Origin of the sequence: Mycobacterium sp. ITM-2016-00317 (assembly GCF_002968295.1) — a bacterium.
In the GTDB taxonomy this organism is placed as follows: domain Bacteria; phylum Actinomycetota; class Actinomycetes; order Mycobacteriales; family Mycobacteriaceae; genus Mycobacterium.
The window spans coordinates 1,231,774-1,249,085 of record NZ_CP134399.1 but is presented as its reverse complement, the minus strand read 5'-3'; the positions used below and the strand labels follow the sequence as shown (position 1 = coordinate 1,249,085).

Below are 17,312 nucleotides of genomic sequence, written 5' to 3'. Positions count from 1 at the left end.
ATCTCGCAAACAGTTTCATACCAGCGTCACCGCCAGTCCAGCCGCGAGCGCGGCACCGATCAGCGGAGCCAGCACCGGCACCCAGGAGTACGACCAGTCTGCGTGGGCCTTGCCCCGAATGGGCAGCAGCGCGTATGCGATCCGGGGGCCGAGATCGCGCGCCGGGTTGATGGCGTAGCCGGTGGGCCCACCGAGGCCGAAGCCGATGGCGATGACGACGAAGCTCACGGCCGCGTATCCCAGCGTGCCGTTGAGGTCCGGGGCCAACAGGATCGCGAGAATCAAGACGAAAGTGCCGATCACCTCGGTGGCCATGTTCCACGGAATGTTCCGAATCGCGGGTGCGGTGCAGAAGATCCCGCGGGTGCCGCTGTTGTCCTCCATCTTGTCGAACTGCAGTTTGAACGCCGCCCAGCACAGAGTCGCCCCGACGATGCCGCCGACCAACTGTCCGGCGAAGTAGATCGGCACGCTCGACCACGGGACGCCCCCGTCGATGGCCACCGCCAACGTCACCGCGGGATTGATGTGGCCACCCGAAGGGTTGGCGATGCTGGCACCGGTGAAGACCGCGAAGCCCCAGCCGAGCACGATGATCACCCAATCCCCACCTCCACCATGGGAGTACGAGTTCTTCAGCGTTACGGCAGCGACCGCACCGTTACCGATCAGGCAGAGGATTGCCGTACCGATGAACTCCCACATGAAGATGTCGATATTCGACAAGCCAGGTCCTTTCGAAAGACCGCTCGACGCGAGGTGCCCCAGGATTCCCCGGCCGTGGCGGCATCGTTCTGTGCGGAATTCTGCGCCTCGCCGTGTCGGTTCAACGGACCTTTCTCGATGTACCAACCACTTACTGAACAAATGACTGAGCTTTTGGATAGGGTTTCCCGCGATACGATCACAGGTCAGCCAAAACGTCGGCGTCCCAACGCTGCCCGGGCTAGTCTCGTAGCGACAACGTGTGCGTGACGAAAATTCTCGAAAGGTTTGTCGATGACATCCATGCCCCTGTCCAAGGCACAGCCGGTGATCGACGCCGCTATCGCCAAGGCCGAGGACATCGGCCAGCCGATGAACATCGCGGTCGTCGACGACGGCGGTCATCTGGTGGCATTTGCCCGCATGGACGGCGCGATCAAGGCCAGCATCGACATCTCGATTCGCAAGGCCCGCACCTCGATTCTGATGAATCTCCCCACCAGTGCGCTGATGGACCTGGTTCAGCCCGGCGCCGAACTCTTCGGATTGGAGCAGACCTCCGGCGGCTTGGTGGTGTTCGGCGGCGGGGTGCTGCTCACGGTTGACGACGTGGTCGTCGGCGCCATCGGTGTCAGCGCCGGCAGCGTGGAGCAGGATGTGTCGGTAGCCGAGGCGGGCAGAGCCGCGTTCTGACGTACGTCAGACGACATCGAGAATCGACCGTACGATTCTCGCGGAGATCACGGCGACCCCGTCGACGAACGCTGCGAAGTCAAGTTGTGCATCGCGGCCCGCAAGGTCGGACAGCGCCCGAATCACCAGCCACGGCACCCCGAATGCTTCGCAGGTCTGAGCCACGGCGCCGCCTTCCATCTCGATCGCGGCGCCACCCAGCTCACGGTGCAACCGGTCGCGGGTGACCTCGCAGTGCAGATACGAGTCACCGGTCAACACGGTGGCGTAGTTGATCGTCGGCGGCCGGTCCTGCCCGCCCTCTGCACGGGACAGCACAGGTAACCGCACGCCGTCGAGTCGTCGTGCGACGCGGGCAAGAAGTGGCCCATCGGCCGGATAGCCCAGTCGGTCGGTCGGATTGATGTTCGGGACGAACCCCGGTTGGTACACCGTCAGGCGCTCGTTCTCGATCACCCCGGCATCCCACTGCACCACTTGGTGAGCGATCACGACGTCACCGATCGCCAATGCCGGATCCAGGCCGCCTGCGACCCCGGAGAACACCGCGACCCGGCATCCGAAACGGTCCAGGAGCAAGGTGGTCACCAGCGCCGCGTTGACCTTGCCCATGCCGGTGCCGACCAGCACCACTCGGTGTCCGTCGAGCGTGCCCTCATGGAAACTCACGTGGGCGACGTCGGTGCTGCGCACATCGTCCAAACACCCACGCAGGTAGGCCAGTTCCTGCGCAATCGCGCAAATGAGTCCAACCGTCATGTCAAGAGACGTCGACCCAGTCCAGCGTGCGGGATACCGCCTTCTGCCAGCCTGCGTACCCGTCGTTGCGTTGCTGCTCAGACCACGCCGGGTTCCAGCGACTGCCCTCCTGCCAGTTGGCCCGCAGGTCATCGGGTCCGTCCCAGAAATTCACCGCGAGCCCGGCGGCGTAGGCCGCGCCCAGCGCGGTGGTCTCGGCGACGACCGGTTTGACCACGTCGACGCCCAGCACGTCGGCCTGGATCTGCATGCACAGATCGTTGGCCGTGATGCCACCGTCGACTTTCAGGACCTCAAGGTGCACACCGGAATCGGCTTCCATCGCGTCGACGACATCACGGCTCTGGTAGCAGATCGCCTCCAACGTCGCGCGCGCCACGTGCGCGTTGGTGTTGAACCGGGACAACCCGACGATCGCGCCCCGGGCATCCGACCGCCAGTACGGCGCGAACAGCCCCGAGAATGCCGGCACGAAGTACACCCCGCCGTTGTCGTCCACCTGCCGGGCCAATGACTCACTCTGGGCCGCGCCACTGATGATGCCGAGCTGGTCGCGCAGCCACTGCACCGCCGACCCGGTCACCGCGATCGAACCCTCCAGCGCGTACACGGGTTTGGCATCCCCGAACTGGTAGCAGACCGTGGTCAGTAGGCCGTTCTGCGACCGCACGATCTTCTCACCGGTATTGAGCAGCAGGAAATTGCCTGTGCCGTAGGTGTTCTTGGCTTCGCCGGCGTTCAGGCACACCTGCCCGACCATCGCCGCCTGCTGGTCACCGAGGATGCCGGTCACCGAGACCTCGCCGTCCATGGGTCCGGTGGGCACGGTCACCCCATAGGGTTCCGGGGACGAGGAGGGCCGGATCTGTGGCAGCATCTGCCGAGGAATCCCGAAGAAGGACAACAGTTCGTCGTCCCAGTCCAGGGTCTCCAGATTCATCAGCATGGTGCGGCTGGCGTTGGTCACGTCGGTGACGTGCACCCCGCCGCGGTGCCCGCCGGTCAGGTTCCAGACCACCCAACTGTCGGTGGTCCCGAAGAGCGCATCGCCGTTCTCCGCGGCTTCTCGGACACCGTCGACGTTCTCCAGAATCCATTGGATCTTGCCGCCCGAGAAGTAGGTGGCCGGCGGCAGTCCCGCCTTCTCCCGGATGACATCCCCTCGACCGTCGCGGTCCAGTGCACTCGCGATCCGGTCGGTACGAGTGTCCTGCCAGACGATCGCGTTGTAGTAGGGCCGCCCGGTGCGCCGGTTCCACACCAGCGTCGTCTCGCGCTGATTGGTGATGCCCAACCCCACGAGGTCGGTGGTCGTCAGGTTCGTCCGGTTCAGCGCGGTGGCCAGCACCGAACCGGTGCGTTCCCAGATCTCCACCGGGTTGTGCTCCACCCACCCGGTCCGGGGCATGATCTGCTCATGCTCCAGCTGGGAGCGGCCCACCTCGGCCCCGGCATGATCGAAGATCATGGCACGGGTGCTTGTGGTGCCCTGGTCAACGGCGGCGACGAACTCGGGCAACATCGCTCCTAGCGTCCAAAAGGACTGTACCCGTAGGGAACCAAGCCGCAGCGGCCCGGGTGATCGACACCCGGGCCACCACGAACTCGATCAGAAGAAGCCTTGGGCGTTGTTGCTGTAGCTCACCAGCAGGTTCTTGGTCTGCTGGTAGTGGTCGAGCATCATCTTGTGGTTCTCCCGGCCGATACCGGACTGCTTGTAACCACCGAACGCCGCGTGCGCCGGGTACTGGTGATAGCAGTTCGTCCATACCCGGCCCGCCTTGATGTCCCGGCCGGCGCGGTAGGCAGTGTTGCCGTCGCGGCTCCACACTCCAGCACCCAGGCCGTAGAGCGTGTCGTTGGCGATCGAGATGGCCTCGTCGTAGTCGGCGAACGACGTCACGGTCACCACCGGACCGAAGATCTCCTCCTGGAACACCCGCATCTTGTTGCTGCCGGTGAAGATCGTCGGCGCGACGTAGTACCCGCCGCTGAGATCGCCGCCGAGCTCGGCGCGCTCGCCGCCGGTGAGCACCTGGGCGCCCTCGCTCTTGCCGATCTCGATGTAGGACAGGACCTTCTCCAGCTGGTCGTTGGAGGCTTGGGCGCCGATCATCGTCTCAGTGTCCAGCGGATCACCTTGGCGCACGGCCTTGGTGCGGATCGCCGCGAGTGCAAGGAAGTCGTCGTAGATGTCGGCCTGGATCAGCGACCGGGACGGGCAGGTACACACCTCGCCCTGGTTGAGGGCGAACATCGTGAAGCCCTCCAGCGCCTTGTCCTGGTAGCTGTCGTTGGCGGCGAGCACATCGTTGAAGAAGATGTTCGGGCTCTTGCCGCCGAGCTCCAGTGTCACCGGAATCAGGTTCTGCGACGCGTACTGCATGATCAGCCGTCCCGTGGTGGTCTCACCGGTGAACGCGATCTTGGCGATCCGGTTGCTCGAGGCCAGCGGCTTGCCCGCCTCGACACCGAAGCCGTTGACGACGTTGACCACGCCGGCAGGCAGCAGATCACCGATGATCTCGAACAGGTACAGGATCGAGGCCGGGGTCTGCTCTGCCGGCTTGAGCACGATCGCGTTCCCCGCGGCCAGCGCCGGCGCCAGCTTCCAGACCGCCATCAGGATCGGGAAGTTCCACGGGATGATCTGGCCCACCACGCCGAGCGGCTCGTGGAAGTGGTAGGCGACGGTGTCGTCGTCCACCTCCGACAGCGAGCCCTCCTGCGCGCGGATGCATCCCGCGAAGTAGCGGAAGTGGTCCACGGCCAACGGGAGGTCCGCGTTGAGCGTCTCGCGGATCGGCTTGCCGTTGTCCCAGGACTCGGCCAGCGCGAGCGACTCGAGGTTCTCCTCGATACGGTCGGCGATCTTGTTCAGGACCACGGCACGCTCGGCGGCCGAGGTCTTACCCCAGGCCGGGGCGGCGGCGTGCGCGGCGTCGAGGGCCTTCTCGATATCGCTCTCATCAGACCGGGCGACCTCGCAGAACGTCTGCCCGGTGACCGGTGTCCGGTTCTCGAAGTAGCGGCCGGCGGTCGGCGGCACCCATTGGCCACCGATGAAGTTGTCGTAGCGGGACTTGAACGACATGAGGGAGCCGTCAGCCCCGGGGCGGGCGTACACAGTCATGGGGAGCCTCCTGCTCGTGTGGTGTGCGTCACTCACGCTACGCGCGTCACCGTTGCACCACGGTTGCATCGTTCGGCAGCCTGCCGTCATCGACGAGAACCGCCCGCACACCCCGCGAGCAGCGCAGCTGCGAGACGGTGAACACGCTGGTGGAGGCGGGTGCCCAGGTGTTCTCGCGTGAGGGCGCCGCAGCGATGCTCACGGTCGGGCGGCTCGCTCCACCACCCGGGTGAACGCGTCGCGCAGCTGGGTAAGTCCCGGCTCCTCGATCGGGAAGTGACCGCAGTTCTCCAACGTGACCAGTTCTATGGGTCCTGAAATACGTTGCAGGAAACGGATACTCAGCACCGGTGGGGTCCAGGTGTCGGCTGCGGGAGCCACCAGCGTGACGGGCGCGGCACCGAAAGACTCCGGCGCGGTGTGGTGATAGTTCATCCAGCTCGAGAGGAATCCGAGCGGGACGCGGGCTCCGCCGCCGCGGGGGTCGGACGCGCACAGGCGCGACAGCTGCGGGTCGGTGCTCATCGCCGCCATGTCGGCCAGCCAGCGGATCGGCAGCCGGACTCGGCCGAGGACAGGTTCGGCGGCACGCAGCAGAGCGGGTGCGGGACGGCCCAGCCACGCGAACCGGGTGGCCGCGGATCGGGCGGCAGGGTCGGCCAGATCGAGAAGACACGTCGCCACCACCGCGGCGACCTGTCCGGTGCGGGCGGCCACCTCGTAGGCCAGCATGCCGCCCATGCTGGCGCCGAACAGGATCAACGGGCGGGGATCGGCGGCACGTTCGGCGGTGACGAGGTCACACAGCAGGTCGACCCAGTCGCCGTAGCGCACGCCGGCCGGATCGGGTTCGACGGTGTCGCCGTAGAGAGGCAGATCCGGGGCGAACATCTCGATTCCGTCCCCGGCCGCGACCGCGGCGGCGGGCCACAGCGCTCCGCTGTAACCGCCGCCGCCGTGAACGACCATGCCGCGGACGTCCGCCGACGCCGCTCGGGCCCGCGCGATGTGCACGGTGCGGCCCCGCCACTGCCACCAGGTGCTGGCCGGCGGGGTCAGCACCGAGGCGTAGGCGCCGGGCACGAACGCGGCGTAGCTCTGAAAGTCCATGTCCCCATCATCGAGTCCCGTTGCGGAGTCGGACAACTCGCTTTTGCAGGGTTGATGACCTGCGGGTTCCCGGCCTTGCTCGGGTTCTCAGCCGAGCTCGTAATCCAACCCGGCGAGATGCCCACGCGCCCGGGCCCGGGCCACCGGCGTCAGCCCTGCGCTGTCCCGCAGTGCCTGCCAGCCTTCGCGGTCGTCGCGTCCATCGGGCAACTCCAGCCAGCGCCGCAACAGATCCGTGCCGCCCTGTCTGCCCTCGGCGAGCACCGCGTCGCGCAGCGTGGTCGACAGCTGGGTGCGCAGGCGCGCGATCGCCGGCGACACCGACTGGATCAGCAGCGGGCCGGCGTAGCGGGCGAGCGCGGATTCGACGTCGCCGGCGTCGAGGGCGTCGAACACCTCGTCGATGTCACTGGTGACCGGCGTCGACAACCGGTAAGGCCGGGACCCGAGGTGCTCGGCGCCGATGACCTTGCGCAGCCGCGACATCTCGGCGCGGACGGTGACAACGTCGAGGTCCTTGTCGTCGAGCAGCACCGCCAGGTGGTCGGCCGACAGCCCCTCCGGCCGGCGGCTGAGCAGCACCAGGATGTCGGCGTGCCGGCCAGTCAGGTAGGTGGCCTGGAGGTGGCCGTTGCGGTCGGTGGTGACCCAGCGCGGCCGGTCACCGCCGAGCACGACCAGGTGTGGCCGTCGCGCGGCCGGTTCGGCGGCGACGCCCGCGATCCGCAGCAGGGCCAGGTGGTTCTCGACGGCCACCGCGGTGGCGCGCACAAGAGCCAGCGTCTGTGCCGTCGCGACCTGGTCGCCGCCGGTCAGGTCGATCGCGCCGAGCAATACGCCGGTGGCCGGGTCGTGCACCGGCACGGCGGTGCAGCTCCACGGTTGCACGATGCGGGAGAAGTGTTCGGACCCGTGGATCTGCAACTCGCGATCCAGCGCCAGCGCGGTGCCGGGCGCGTTGGTGCCTGCGCTGCGCTCGCTCCAGTCGGCGCCGGGGACGAAGTTCATCGCCTCGGCCTTTCGGCGCGCGGTCGGGTCGCCCTCGACCCAGAGCAGCGTGCCGTCGGCGGCGCTGACCGCCACGACCACCCCGGAGTCGGCGGCGTCGTCGACGAGCAGGCGCCGGATCACCGGCAGTGCCGGCGCCAGCGGATGGGTTTCGCGCAGTCTGTCGATGGTGGTGACGGCATCCCGCGCGCCGTCGAGGTACGGATCGACACCGCCGGCCAGGCTGCGCTGCCAGCTCTGCGCGACGAGCGGGCGCACCGCATGGGATTTCAGATAGTTCGCGTCGACCTCACCCGCGACGAAAAGCTCGTGCACAGTACGTAGCTTCGGCGCCCGTCCGACCGATGCCCGTCCGACCGATGTCTCAGCTGCTGCCACCCGGCGCTTCCTTTGTGTTCGCCATCACACGTACTGCCACCCTAACTCAGCAGCTGCGGCGGCGGGAATACAGTGCGGCCCCCGATCGGCTCCCCTCCTCTCGGGGGCCGCACAGTCTCATCGTGGGGCGCTCAGACGCCCCAGGCGTGGGCGGCCCTGCGGTCGGTGTCGGCGACTTCGTCGGCCCCGTCCCGCACTGCATTGCCCAGGCTGATCAGGATCTCGTTGAGTGCTGCCGCCGACTGTTCCCACCGGGACTGCTCGACGCGGTACGCCTCGGCGGACTCCCGGGTCCAGGTCGCCTGCAGCGGGGCGATCTGGGCGCGCAGATCATCGAGTGCGCTGTTGAGCCGAGCCGACGTGCGGTGGATCTCCTGGCGCACGGTGTATTCGATCTCGCCGAAGTTGTAGGACAGCGTGTTGGTCATCGCCGGGCCCCTACAGCTGCGCCGCGACGGAGGCGATCCGCTGTGAGTGGCCGTCGCCCACTTCGCGGAGAATGCGCTCGTTGTCCCGGATCGTCTCGGCGATGCGCTGGAGTGCGTCGTTCAACTTGACCGACTCGGCGTTCCACCGCTCGACCACGTCGCGGAACCGCGTCGCGGCGATGCCGCCCCACACCGACGGCGGGACATTGCCCATCGCGCCGATGAACGAGCGCAGCATCGCGCGGATCTCGTCGTTGCGCGCGTCGGTCTTGCCGGCCACCGACAGCATGAGGTCGAAGTCGGTGGTCAGCGCGGGCCCGGCGGCCCCTGACGGTGTCGGCATGTGCAGTCCTCTCGTAGCCTGGAACAGCGATATACAGATTGGACGCGCCGGCCCCGAGTTCGGTTCCACCGTTTTGGGTTTCAGCGCACCGCGCGGGCCGATCGCACCGCCTCGTCGCAGACGGCGCCGACCGTGGATGCACGATCCGGCGCGCTCTGGCATCCGATCGCGATCCGCAGCGTGCCGTCGATCAGCACGCTCCACCGCGTCTGGCTGTCGGTCCGCCGCTCCACGTAGGTCGCGGCGGCCCGGCCGGCGCGCTCACCCGTGGGATCGAAATCGGTGAACACCTCGGGCTCCTCGGAACCGATTGCCCGCGAGAGCGATTCGGTGACATCTGCGAGGGTGGCCGGTCCCCCGTCGGCCTGGGTGATGTGCAGGGCGGGCAGACCGCCGACCGCCGAGACGCGCACCCGCGCCGATCCCGGGCCGGTGGTGACCCGTTCGACCGTCCAAGACGCCGGCACCGAGACGGCGACCCTCCCTTCCACCAGCAGCCTCGACGCGTCCACCGGCGGCCGGTCCGAAACGGCCTGGGCCGCCCACCCGCCGCCTGCCGCGGCGAGCGTCAGCGCGACTCCGGCCAGCACCGCACCGGCCCGCCGGCTCATCGGTGACCGGCGGGCGGGACGGGGAAGGCCGCCCAGCGCAACATCGTGCAGGCGGTCTCGATCGCTGTACGCGATGGGGATCGTGAGCTTCCTGAGCTCGGAGGTGAGCGCGGGCGACAGCGGTGCGACGCCGGCCGGGGTGTCGATCAGCACCGACGTCGCCGACTGCAGATGCGTCGCCAACGCCCGGTCTTCGCGTGCCGCCACGGCATAGGCGTCGCCCGGGCCCAGCACCACCGCGTAGTCGGCCGACAGCTCCACCACCACGCCGGCGCTTATCGATGCCAGCACGTCACCACGTTGCCGCACGACGACTTCCGTGGCCGTGGCCTCGGCCGCGGCGCGGACCACTTCGAGCCGGCCAGGCCGGCCACCAGGTCGGCACCACGAGCACCAGGATGTCGGCGTGCCCGCCGGCCGCGGCGGCCAGCACGTCGCGCCAGAGGGCGCACACCTCGACCGGTCGGTCGTCCACCAGTGCCAGCGGGTCGTCGATGCTGGCCAGCGCGGCCGAAACCTGTTCGAGGACAGGATTTCCGGGACCGGACACGGTGGCCGGTCCGACCTCGACCAGCACCGGGGTCACGGCGGCTGCACCCACGCGGTCTGCACCAGCTCGTCGGGTCGTCCCCGCATGATCAGCGTGGCCCGTCCCGGGGGCAGCGGGGTTGGCCGCACGGTGCCCAGCAGTACGCCCTCGTCGGGTGCCGCGCTCATCATCAGGCCGACGCACCCCATGTCGCGCATCCGCGCCGGCACGGGATCGAACAGCGCCCGCGCGGCGCCGCCCGAGCGCCGGGCCAGGATCACCCGCAGCCCGAGATCCTTGGCGTGCGGCAGGAAATCGGCCAGCGGGGTGAGCGGGTTCCCGGTGGCACCCGCCACCAGGTCGTAGTCGTCCACCACGACGTAGATGTCGGGCCCGCTCCACCAGGACCGGTCCCGGAGTTGCTGCTGGGTGACGAACTCGTCGGGCATCCTGGCGTTGAGCCGCTCGGTCAGCGCGGCCATCCGCGACGCGACCGCCACCCCGGACACCGCGTACCCGGTGCTGGGGCCGCTGTCCACGACGCCGAGCAGCGTGCGCCGGAAGTCGACGATCTCCAGATGCGGTTCGTCGGCGGCCGCGACGAGCTCGGTGCACAGCAGTCGCAGCATCGCGGTCTTGCCGCATTCGCCGTCGCCGAGCACCAGCAGGTGCGGGTGCTCGGCGAAATCCAGGGTCACCGGGGCCAGGTCACGTTCGCCGAGGCCCAGCAGTACCTCGCCGCGGCGCCGCCCGGCCACACCGATGGCGGCCCGGTCCACCCGCATCGGCAGCAATTCGACCGGCGGGGCAGGGGGGCCGTCCCGCTGCACCGCGACGGAATCCGGTGTCGCGACGACCATCTCACGGCCGTCCGCGGTGATACCGCGGCCTGGCGGTCGATCGGTGAGCTCCTTGGCGCGCCCGCGGTCCATCTCGGAGTCCGTCGGGTCGCCGAGCCGCAATTCGATTCGGGTGCCGATCTGATCCTTCAGCGCTGGCCGCAGATCCGCCCATCGCGCCGCGGCGATCATCACGTGCACGCCGTAGGCCAGTCCCTGTGCGGCCAGCATGGTGACCGTGTTCTCCAGTCCGTCGAAGTCCTGGCGCAGAGCGGCCCAACCGTCGATCACCAGGACCACCTCACCGTACGGGTCGTCGCCGGCGCCGCCGGACTTCTCGCGGGACCGCAGCACCGATTCCACCTGCGCGACGATGCGCCGGCACAGGTCTGCGTCGCCCCGCCCGGCCACCGCCCCGACGTGCGGCAGGTCGCGCAGCGCGGCGAGGTCACCGCCACCGAGGTCCACACAGTAGAACTGCACCGCCGACGAACTGTGGGTGGCGGCCAGCGCGCCGATGAGTGTCCGCAACGTCGTCGACTTGCCCGACCGGGGGGCGCCCACCACCGCGACATTGCCCGCCGCACCCGACACGTCCACGATCAGCGGATCGCGCCTCTGCTCGAACGGGCGGTCCACCACACCGATCGGCACCCGCAGCCGGCCTGCCTGCGTTCCCGCCAGCACCTCGGCCAGCCGCGGCGACCGATCCAGCGGCGGCAGCCAAACCCGGTGCGCCGCAGTGCCGGAACCGCGCAGCCGGTCCAGCACGGCGTCCAGCAGCGGGCGCCGCGACGTCTGCGGCGGCGGGCCCCCGTCCCCGCCGGTGAGCATGAACGGGCGCACCGCCGGGACGTCGTGCCGGTGCGGTGCGCGCACCGGGAAGCGGCCGGAGACGAACGCGGTCTGGAACCGGGTCAGGGTGCCGGATGCGGTGCTCAGGTAGGCCGCGCCCGGTTGCGCGGGGAGGTGGTGGGCGTCGGGGACGCCGAGCACGGCGCGGGACTCGGCGGCCGAGAACGTCTTCAGGCAGATCCGGTAGGACAGATGGGTCTCCAGGCCGCGCAGCCGCCCCTCGTCGAGACGCTGGCTGGCCAGCAGGAGATGCATGCCCAGCGAGCGGCCGAGGCGGCCGATCGCGACGAACAGCTCGGCGAAGTCGGGATGGCGGGTCAGCAGTTCGGAGAACTCGTCGACGATGATCAGCAGTGCCGGCAGCGGGGCGAGCGCCGGGTCCCGGTCGCGGGCCCGCCGGTACTCGGCGAGGTTGGCCAGGTTGCCCGCCGCGCGCAGGATCTGTTGCCTGCGGTTGATCTCCCCCGTCAGCGCCTCCCGCATCCGCGACACCAGTGGCGCCTCGTCGGCGAGGTTGGTGATCACCGCCGACACGTGCTCGACCCCGTCCAGTCCGAGGAACGTCGCACCGCCCTTGAAGTCAACGAGCACGAGGTTGAGCGCCTCGGGCGGATGGGCGGCGACCATCCCCAGCGCCAGCGTGCGCAGGAACTCCGACTTGCCCGAACCTGTTGCGCCGACGCACAGGCCGTGCGGTCCGAGACCGCCGGCGGCCGCTTCCTTGATGTCGAGTTCGACGACGCTCCCGTCCTCGGCCACCCCGATCGGCACCCGCAGCAGGCCGCCGCTGTCCGTCCGGACCACAGCTGCGCCGGATCGATCGCCTCCGGGTCGTCGATGCCCATCAGCGCCGGCCAGTCCGGCGTACCGGGCGCGCGGCGCGCGGCAGCGTCCTTGCGGTGGCGGGCCAGCCGCCGCGCGCACGCCACCGCGTCGGCGTACGCGAGCTTGTCGTACTCGGCCGTGAGCCGCCGGCCGTCCGCGTGCACCTCGACCTCGGTCCCGGGCGCGGCACGCATCTCCACCACGGTCACACCGTCGGCGGGCTCAGGGAGCCCGCCGCCCTCGACGAGGAGCAGGTGACATCGGCCCGGTCGCCGATCAGTCTGGTGCGGAAGCCATTTCAGCCACTCCCAGTGCGGGTCCGGGCGGGCCGCCCCGATGGTCACCAGGCGCGGGTGGTGGTGAGTGGCGAGTTGGCACACCAGCGCCCGCGCGACATCGCGGATCTGCGCCGGATCACCGGTGATGGTGACCAGGCGGGTGCCGGGCAGTCGCACCGTGACGGGCAGGCCGCCGACGACCGCGTGGTGGCGCAGCAGCCTGCGCACCGCCCCGGTGGTGACGGGATCGGCGTCCTCGTCGGAGCCCAGCGCAGGCGCCACCACCGTGACGGCCGCCGGTTGCTCCCCCATGCCGATCCGGGCCACCCCGAACTGCGGATCGTCCTCCGTGCGGGCCCACATCCGGGCGCTGCCCGCCAGCGTCCACAGCGCGGCCGGGTCCGGGTGCAGCTCGAGCTGGGTCAGGCACTGCTCGTCGGCGGCCGTCAGGAGCGCGGCGTCGACGGTGTCCAGGTGGCGCAGGTAGGCGGCCCGGCCGCCGTCGAGGTCGCCGCCCCGATCCCGGCCGGTGGCGGCCAGGGTGCCGACCAGCGACACCATCATCATGACCGGGAAGAACAGGAACATCGGATTGCGCGACGATCCCGACGACGTCAGATACAGCACGGTCATGCCCGCCATCGCGACGATCATCGCCACCGGCATGAGCCGGGCCAGCGGATTGACCGGCGTCCGGGCCGGTGGTTCCGGCGGGTTGTCGACTACGATCCGGCCCGGGTCCATGTGTGAGTAGACGCACGAGCGGCCCGGCCGGTTCCCTCCACAACCCACGCAAAGTGCTGCGTCACTGCCAGGCCGTGCCGAGTTACGTTGAACCGGTGCCGGATACGTTGCGCAGGATCGCCGTCACCGTGCCGGATTCCGGCGCTCCGGGCACCGTGGATCTCGTCGTGCCCGCGGACCGGCCGCTCGGTGAGCTGATGCCGTCGATCGTCGAGGCTGCCGCGAGTGCCGCGGACGGACCGCGGCGCTGGCTGCTGACCCGGGTGGCCGGCGAGCCGGTGGACACATCACTGTCGTTGCGCGACAACGATGTCGACGACGGCGCGATGCTCGTGCTGGCCGATGTCCGGATTCCGCCGCCGCGGCGACGCCCCGCCGACCCGTGCGCCGTCGTCGCGGACGGGATCACCGCGCCGGGCTCGGACGTTCTGGGTCCGGCAGCCGCGGTGGCCGCCGCTTCGACGGGCGCGGCGGCGCTGGCCTGGGCGGGCGTCACGGCACCGACGCCGTGGCACCTCTGGACGGCGGCGGCACTGTCGCTGGTTGCCGGGGCGGGCGCGGTCGCCGCGGCGCGCGGCGATCGGACCCTGGCGGCGCTGTTGAGCACCGCGGCCACGCAGTTCGCCGTCACCGCAGGACTTCTCGCGACCCCCGCGGCGCCGTGGGCGGCGATGCTGCTGCTGGCCGCGTCGGCGGGGTTCGCGGTGACGGTGCTGCTGTTGCGGTGGCTTCCCGATCTGCCGCCGCTGACCACGCTCGCGGCCGCATCGGCGGCGGTCACCGCGGCGGCCGGGGTCGGCAACCTGGCGCCCGGAGTACCGACATTCGGCGCAGCGCTGGCCGCGGTATCGCTGGCCGGGCTGTCGGTGGCCGGCAAGCTCGCAGCACTCTGCACAGCGGACGACGGATCCCGTTCCGCGGCAGCGCATCGCGCGCTGACGGAACTGGTGGCCGGCTGGTCGGCGAGCGCGGCCGCCGGCGGTGTCGTGGTCTCGGTCGCGGCGATCGGCACCGGTGCGCAAACGGTGCCTGCCGCGGTGTTCGCCGCCGATCTCGGTGTGCTGCTCGTGCTGCGCGGGCGGGTGCACGCCGACACCCGGCGGCGCCTCGTACTCGGCGTCGCCGGGGTGACGTCCTTGTTGGCCGCGCTGCTGGTCACGGTGGCTGCCGCACCGGACCACGCGGGCTGGCTCGGGGCGGGCGCGACGGCGTTCGGCGCTTTGGCGGTATCCGCTGCGGCACGGCCGTGGCCGTCGAACCCGTTGTTGTCACGGCTGATCCAGTACGCCGAGTATGCCGCACTGGTGGCCGTGGTGCCGCTGGCGTGCTGGCTTGCCGGGGTCTACGGCATGGTCGGACAGCTGAGCCTGGCATGACGAGGTGGACCCGATGGTGGCGGGCGCCGGCGGTCATGGCACTGGCGCTGCTGCCCACCGCGCCGTGTGCAGCGGCGGCGGGGCCGCCGGCGGTGGACGAGTTGCGCCTGCCGCAGCCGCGCCCCGCCGCACCGCGCCATCCCACCACCCAACACAACGAGTGCGTCACTGCTGCCCGCTCGGCACCCGATCCGCCGAAGCGGCCGGGGCAGTTGCAGGGCATGGACCTCAGCGCGGTGTGGGCGCTGACCCGCGGTGCGGGGCAGACCGTCGCGGTGATCGACACCGGGGTGGCGCGCCACCACCGGCTGCCCCATCTGGTTCCCGGCGGTGACTACGTGTCCCGCCAGGACGGCACCGCCGATTGCGACGGACACGGCACCCTGGTCGCGGGGATCATCGCCGCCACCCCGGACACCGCCGACCCCGACGGGTTCACCGGCATCGCGCCGGAGGTGTCCCTGCTCGCGATCAGGCAGTCCAGCACCAAGTTCCGCGCCGCCGACGAGCCGGGAGGGACAGGTGTCGGCGACGTCGACACTCTGGCCGCCGCGGTACGCACCGCCGCTGATCTGGGCGCGACGGTCCTGAACATCTCGACGGTGGCGTGTGTGCAGGCCGACTCGGCACTCGACGACCGGGCGCTGGGCGCCGCGCTGTCCTATGCCGTCGACGTGAAGAACGCCGTCGTGGTCACCGCCGCCGGCAACGTCGGTGGTGGCGGGCAGTGCCCCGGGCACAACCCGCGGGATCCCGCGCACGCCGACGCGGTGACCATGGTGGCCAGCCCGGCCTGGTACGACGATTACGTGCTGACCGTCGGCTCGGTCGGGCCGGACGGGATCGCGTCGGAGTTCAGCCTGGCCGGGCCGTGGGTGGACGTGGCGGCCCCGGCCGAGGCGGTGGTGTCGCTGGCCCCGACCGGCGACGGCCTCGTCGACGTCGCGCCGTCGGGCTCGCCGATCTCCGGTACCAGCTATGCCGTTCCCGTGGTTGCCGCGATCGCGGCGCTTGTCCGGGCCCGGGCGCCGGAACTGACTGCGCGTCAGGTCATGCGGATCATCGAGGACACCGCGCACGACCCACCCGGCGGCTGGAATCCGGTGGTCGGGCACGGCGTGGTCGACGCGCTCGCCGCGGTCTCGGCGACCGGACCGGACCGGACCATCACCCCCACCGTGGCGCCGCTGGCCGCCGCCTCGCCACCGGAGACCGGACCTGCCGACCGCGGGACCGCGGTGCGCGCCGCTCTGGTCTGCGTCGGGCTGGCCGGTTGCACGGCAGTGATGTCCGCGGCGCACCGGTCACGGCGTGCCGTCCCTGACGACTGACGCGGCCTGCCCGCTGAGTTCCGGCCCGCGGGGCAGGGTCGCGAGCACCGGCCACGGTGCGGGCGCCGCGGGCGCCGAAATACCCAGGGCCCGCGCGGTTTCCTGGTCGCGGATACCGAACAGCACCCCGGCGTCGGTGACCAGGAACAGGGAACCCGTGCTGTGCCCGGAGCCGGTCAGCGATACCGAGCGTACGAACGCGGTGCGTCCCGCGGGCACCGAGACCGTGTCCACGGCCGGGCCGTCGGCGTCGGCCTGCGCCAGCGCGACGGGGTGCGGCAGCGGCGCGGCCACCTCCGCGGTGAGCACCGTGGTGTGCGAACCCGCCCGGGCGGTGCCGTCCCAATGTGCGCAGACCACGGCGGCGTCGGTGACGCCGCCGGTGAGCGGGAACGTCGCCACCGGCAGTGTGTCGACCACCGGCAGCGTTCCCACCACATCGGCCGGCACGGTCGGCAGGTCCTCGCCGACTCGGCGGTCGGTGTAGCGGATCAGATCCGCGGCGACCTCGCCGATGCGCTGCAGTCCGTCGGGCAGCACCACGTAATGGTCGGTCGCGCCGCCTGTCCCGCGGACGCGCACCACGGTGCCGACCGGGTGATCGCGCAGCGGCGGGGGCCCGGCCGTGCCGAGTGCGGGGATGCGAGGCGGCTCGATTGCCGGCGCCTCGGGCACGGCAGCCAACAGTGCAGCGGAAACCTGTTGTGGCACAATTCGGTCCAGCCTCAGCGCACGGACCACTGCGGGGTGACGCAGATCCACCCGCGATCGCCATCCGCCGTGCAGCAGGTAGGTCAACGCGGCGCTCTCCCCGCGGGGCGTCACCAGCACACTGGCGCCGGGCTCCAGCGCCACGGCGGACGGGCCGACGGCCACCGAAGTGCCGGACTGCGCGTCGTCGCAGACCGTCCACCCGGCGTCCCCGGCTTCGAGCGGCGGTGAGATCCGGTACGGCGCCCCGGGAATCCCGACCTGCGGCCCCAGCGTCGCCGCGTCGACGGCGCGCTGCGAGACGAGGCGCGGCTCGGCGGCGGCGCCGAGGATCAGGCGTGCCGAGGCCAGGTTGAACACCGGATGCAGGACGTCGTCGATCCGGACGTACATCGCGCCGGACTCGCGGACCACGACCAGCGGCGCGTCACCCAGCGCTCCGCCGGGGCGGACGACCGCCAGGATCGCGCTCACCGCGACGGCCAGCACCGCCAGTACCGCACCGGAGACGAGCGAAACTGATTGCGCGCGAAGCGGATCGTCGAGCAGCCGCGGATCACCGCGGACGAGCGCGTGCTCCATCCGGCGGGCCAGAAAGCGGTGCCCGCTGACCTGCAGGCGTGTCGTCGGTTGCGCCATCACTCCCCCCGGGCCAG

At 70.5% G+C, this 17,312-nt stretch carries 15 protein-coding genes and 1 pseudogene; 3 read left to right on the top strand and 13 right to left on the bottom strand.

The window, feature by feature from the left end:
- Window positions 1-15: 15 nt before the first annotated feature.
- Complete coding sequence (locus C6A87_RS05965) at window positions 16-726, bottom strand: MIP/aquaporin family protein (protein ID WP_311116414.1); 711 nt, start codon at window positions 724-726, stop codon at window positions 16-18.
- 273 nt (window positions 727-999) lie between these two features.
- On the opposite strand from C6A87_RS05965, the gene C6A87_RS05960 reads away from it, so the two are divergent.
- Window positions 1,000-1,398: a heme-binding protein gene (locus C6A87_RS05960; protein ID WP_311116413.1), complete on the top strand. Its 399-nt coding sequence runs from the start codon at window positions 1,000-1,002 to the stop codon at window positions 1,396-1,398.
- 6 nt (window positions 1,399-1,404) lie between these two features.
- On the opposite strand, the gene C6A87_RS05955 is transcribed toward C6A87_RS05960, so the two are convergent.
- The 11 genes and pseudogenes from C6A87_RS05955 to eccCa form a co-directional block, all read right to left on the bottom strand.
- Window positions 1,405-2,157 carry a 5'-methylthioadenosine/adenosylhomocysteine nucleosidase gene (locus tag C6A87_RS05955; RefSeq protein ID WP_311116412.1) on the bottom strand — a complete coding sequence of 251 codons (753 nt, stop codon included), beginning with the start codon at window positions 2,155-2,157 and terminating at the stop codon, window positions 1,405-1,407.
- Window position 2,158: 1 nt separating this feature from the next.
- On the bottom strand, window positions 2,159-3,679 hold the full coding sequence (gene glpK / locus C6A87_RS05950; RefSeq protein WP_311116411.1) for a glycerol kinase GlpK: 1,521 nt from the start codon (window positions 3,677-3,679) through the stop codon (window positions 2,159-2,161).
- A gap of 87 nt (window positions 3,680-3,766) precedes the next feature.
- Complete coding sequence (gene adh / locus C6A87_RS05945) at window positions 3,767-5,290, bottom strand: aldehyde dehydrogenase (protein WP_311116410.1); 1,524 nt, start codon at window positions 5,288-5,290, stop codon at window positions 3,767-3,769.
- Between the two features lie 46 nt (window positions 5,291-5,336).
- The gene (locus tag C6A87_RS05940) at window positions 5,337-5,492 is read right to left on the bottom strand and encodes a hypothetical protein (RefSeq protein WP_311116409.1); all 156 of its coding nucleotides are present in this window, start codon (window positions 5,490-5,492) and stop codon (window positions 5,337-5,339) included.
- Window positions 5,489-6,400, bottom strand: coding sequence for an alpha/beta hydrolase (locus C6A87_RS05935; protein WP_311116408.1), 912 nt, complete (start codon window positions 6,398-6,400; stop codon window positions 5,489-5,491). The genes C6A87_RS05940 and C6A87_RS05935 overlap by 4 nt, the downstream gene beginning before the upstream one ends.
- 87 nt (window positions 6,401-6,487) lie before the next feature.
- Window positions 6,488-7,786: a GAF domain-containing protein gene (locus tag C6A87_RS05930; protein WP_396837007.1), complete on the bottom strand. Its 1,299-nt coding sequence runs from the start codon at window positions 7,784-7,786 to the stop codon at window positions 6,488-6,490.
- Between the two features lie 131 nt (window positions 7,787-7,917).
- Window positions 7,918-8,214, bottom strand: coding sequence for a WXG100 family type VII secretion target (locus C6A87_RS05925; protein ID WP_311116406.1), 297 nt, complete (start codon window positions 8,212-8,214; stop codon window positions 7,918-7,920).
- Window positions 8,215-8,224: 10 nt separating this feature from the next.
- Window positions 8,225-8,557: a WXG100 family type VII secretion target gene (locus tag C6A87_RS05920; protein ID WP_311116405.1), complete on the bottom strand. Its 333-nt coding sequence runs from the start codon at window positions 8,555-8,557 to the stop codon at window positions 8,225-8,227.
- Between the two features lie 80 nt (window positions 8,558-8,637).
- A complete protein-coding gene (locus C6A87_RS05915) occupies window positions 8,638-9,459 on the bottom strand; it encodes a type VII secretion-associated protein (protein ID WP_311116404.1) in 822 nt (273 codons plus the stop codon).
- A 1-nt stretch (window position 9,460) separates the two neighbouring features.
- The gene (locus tag C6A87_RS05910) at window positions 9,461-9,769 is read right to left on the bottom strand and encodes a hypothetical protein (protein ID WP_311116403.1); all 309 of its coding nucleotides are present in this window, start codon (window positions 9,767-9,769) and stop codon (window positions 9,461-9,463) included.
- Window positions 9,751-13,238: pseudogene (gene eccCa / locus C6A87_RS05905) on the bottom strand (type VII secretion protein EccCa). Before eccCa ends, C6A87_RS05910 begins: the two are co-directional and overlap by 19 nt.
- Before the next feature lie 95 nt (window positions 13,239-13,333).
- On the opposite strand from eccCa, the gene eccD reads away from it, so the two are divergent.
- On the top strand, window positions 13,334-14,614 hold the full coding sequence (gene eccD, locus C6A87_RS05900) for a type VII secretion integral membrane protein EccD (protein ID WP_311116402.1): 1,281 nt from the start codon (window positions 13,334-13,336) through the stop codon (window positions 14,612-14,614).
- Window positions 14,611-15,945: a type VII secretion-associated serine protease mycosin gene (gene mycP, locus C6A87_RS05895; RefSeq protein ID WP_311116401.1), complete on the top strand. Its 1,335-nt coding sequence runs from the start codon at window positions 14,611-14,613 to the stop codon at window positions 15,943-15,945. The genes eccD and mycP overlap by 4 nt, the downstream gene beginning before the upstream one ends.
- Here the strand turns inward: mycP and eccB are convergent.
- Window positions 15,919-17,295 carry a type VII secretion protein EccB gene (gene eccB / locus C6A87_RS05890; protein WP_311116400.1) on the bottom strand — a complete coding sequence of 459 codons (1,377 nt, stop codon included), beginning with the start codon at window positions 17,293-17,295 and terminating at the stop codon, window positions 15,919-15,921. The genes mycP and eccB overlap by 27 nt on opposite strands.
- Window positions 17,296-17,312: the final 17 nt, after the last annotated feature.

What these genes read in the sequence shown, in the direction of transcription:
- mycP (WP_311116401.1), top strand. Translation starts at nt 14,611, where the DNA reads ATGACGAGGTGGACCCGATGGTGGCGGGCGCCGGCGGTCATGGCACTG.
- C6A87_RS05955 (WP_311116412.1), bottom strand. Translation starts at nt 2,157, where the DNA reads ATGACGGTTGGACTCATTTGCGCGATTGCGCAGGAACTGGCCTACCTG.
- eccB (WP_311116400.1), bottom strand. Translation starts at nt 17,295, where the DNA reads ATGGCGCAACCGACGACACGCCTGCAGGTCAGCGGGCACCGCTTTCTG.
- adh (WP_311116410.1), bottom strand. Translation starts at nt 5,290, where the DNA reads ATGACTGTGTACGCCCGCCCCGGGGCTGACGGCTCCCTCATGTCGTTC.
- C6A87_RS05960 (WP_311116413.1), top strand. Translation starts at nt 1,000, where the DNA reads ATGACATCCATGCCCCTGTCCAAGGCACAGCCGGTGATCGACGCCGCT.
- C6A87_RS05935 (WP_311116408.1), bottom strand. Translation starts at nt 6,400, where the DNA reads ATGGACTTTCAGAGCTACGCCGCGTTCGTGCCCGGCGCCTACGCCTCG.
- glpK (WP_311116411.1), bottom strand. Translation starts at nt 3,679, where the DNA reads ATGTTGCCCGAGTTCGTCGCCGCCGTTGACCAGGGCACCACAAGCACC.
- C6A87_RS05925 (WP_311116406.1), bottom strand. Translation starts at nt 8,214, where the DNA reads ATGACCAACACGCTGTCCTACAACTTCGGCGAGATCGAATACACCGTG.
- C6A87_RS05920 (WP_311116405.1), bottom strand. Translation starts at nt 8,557, where the DNA reads ATGCCGACACCGTCAGGGGCCGCCGGGCCCGCGCTGACCACCGACTTC.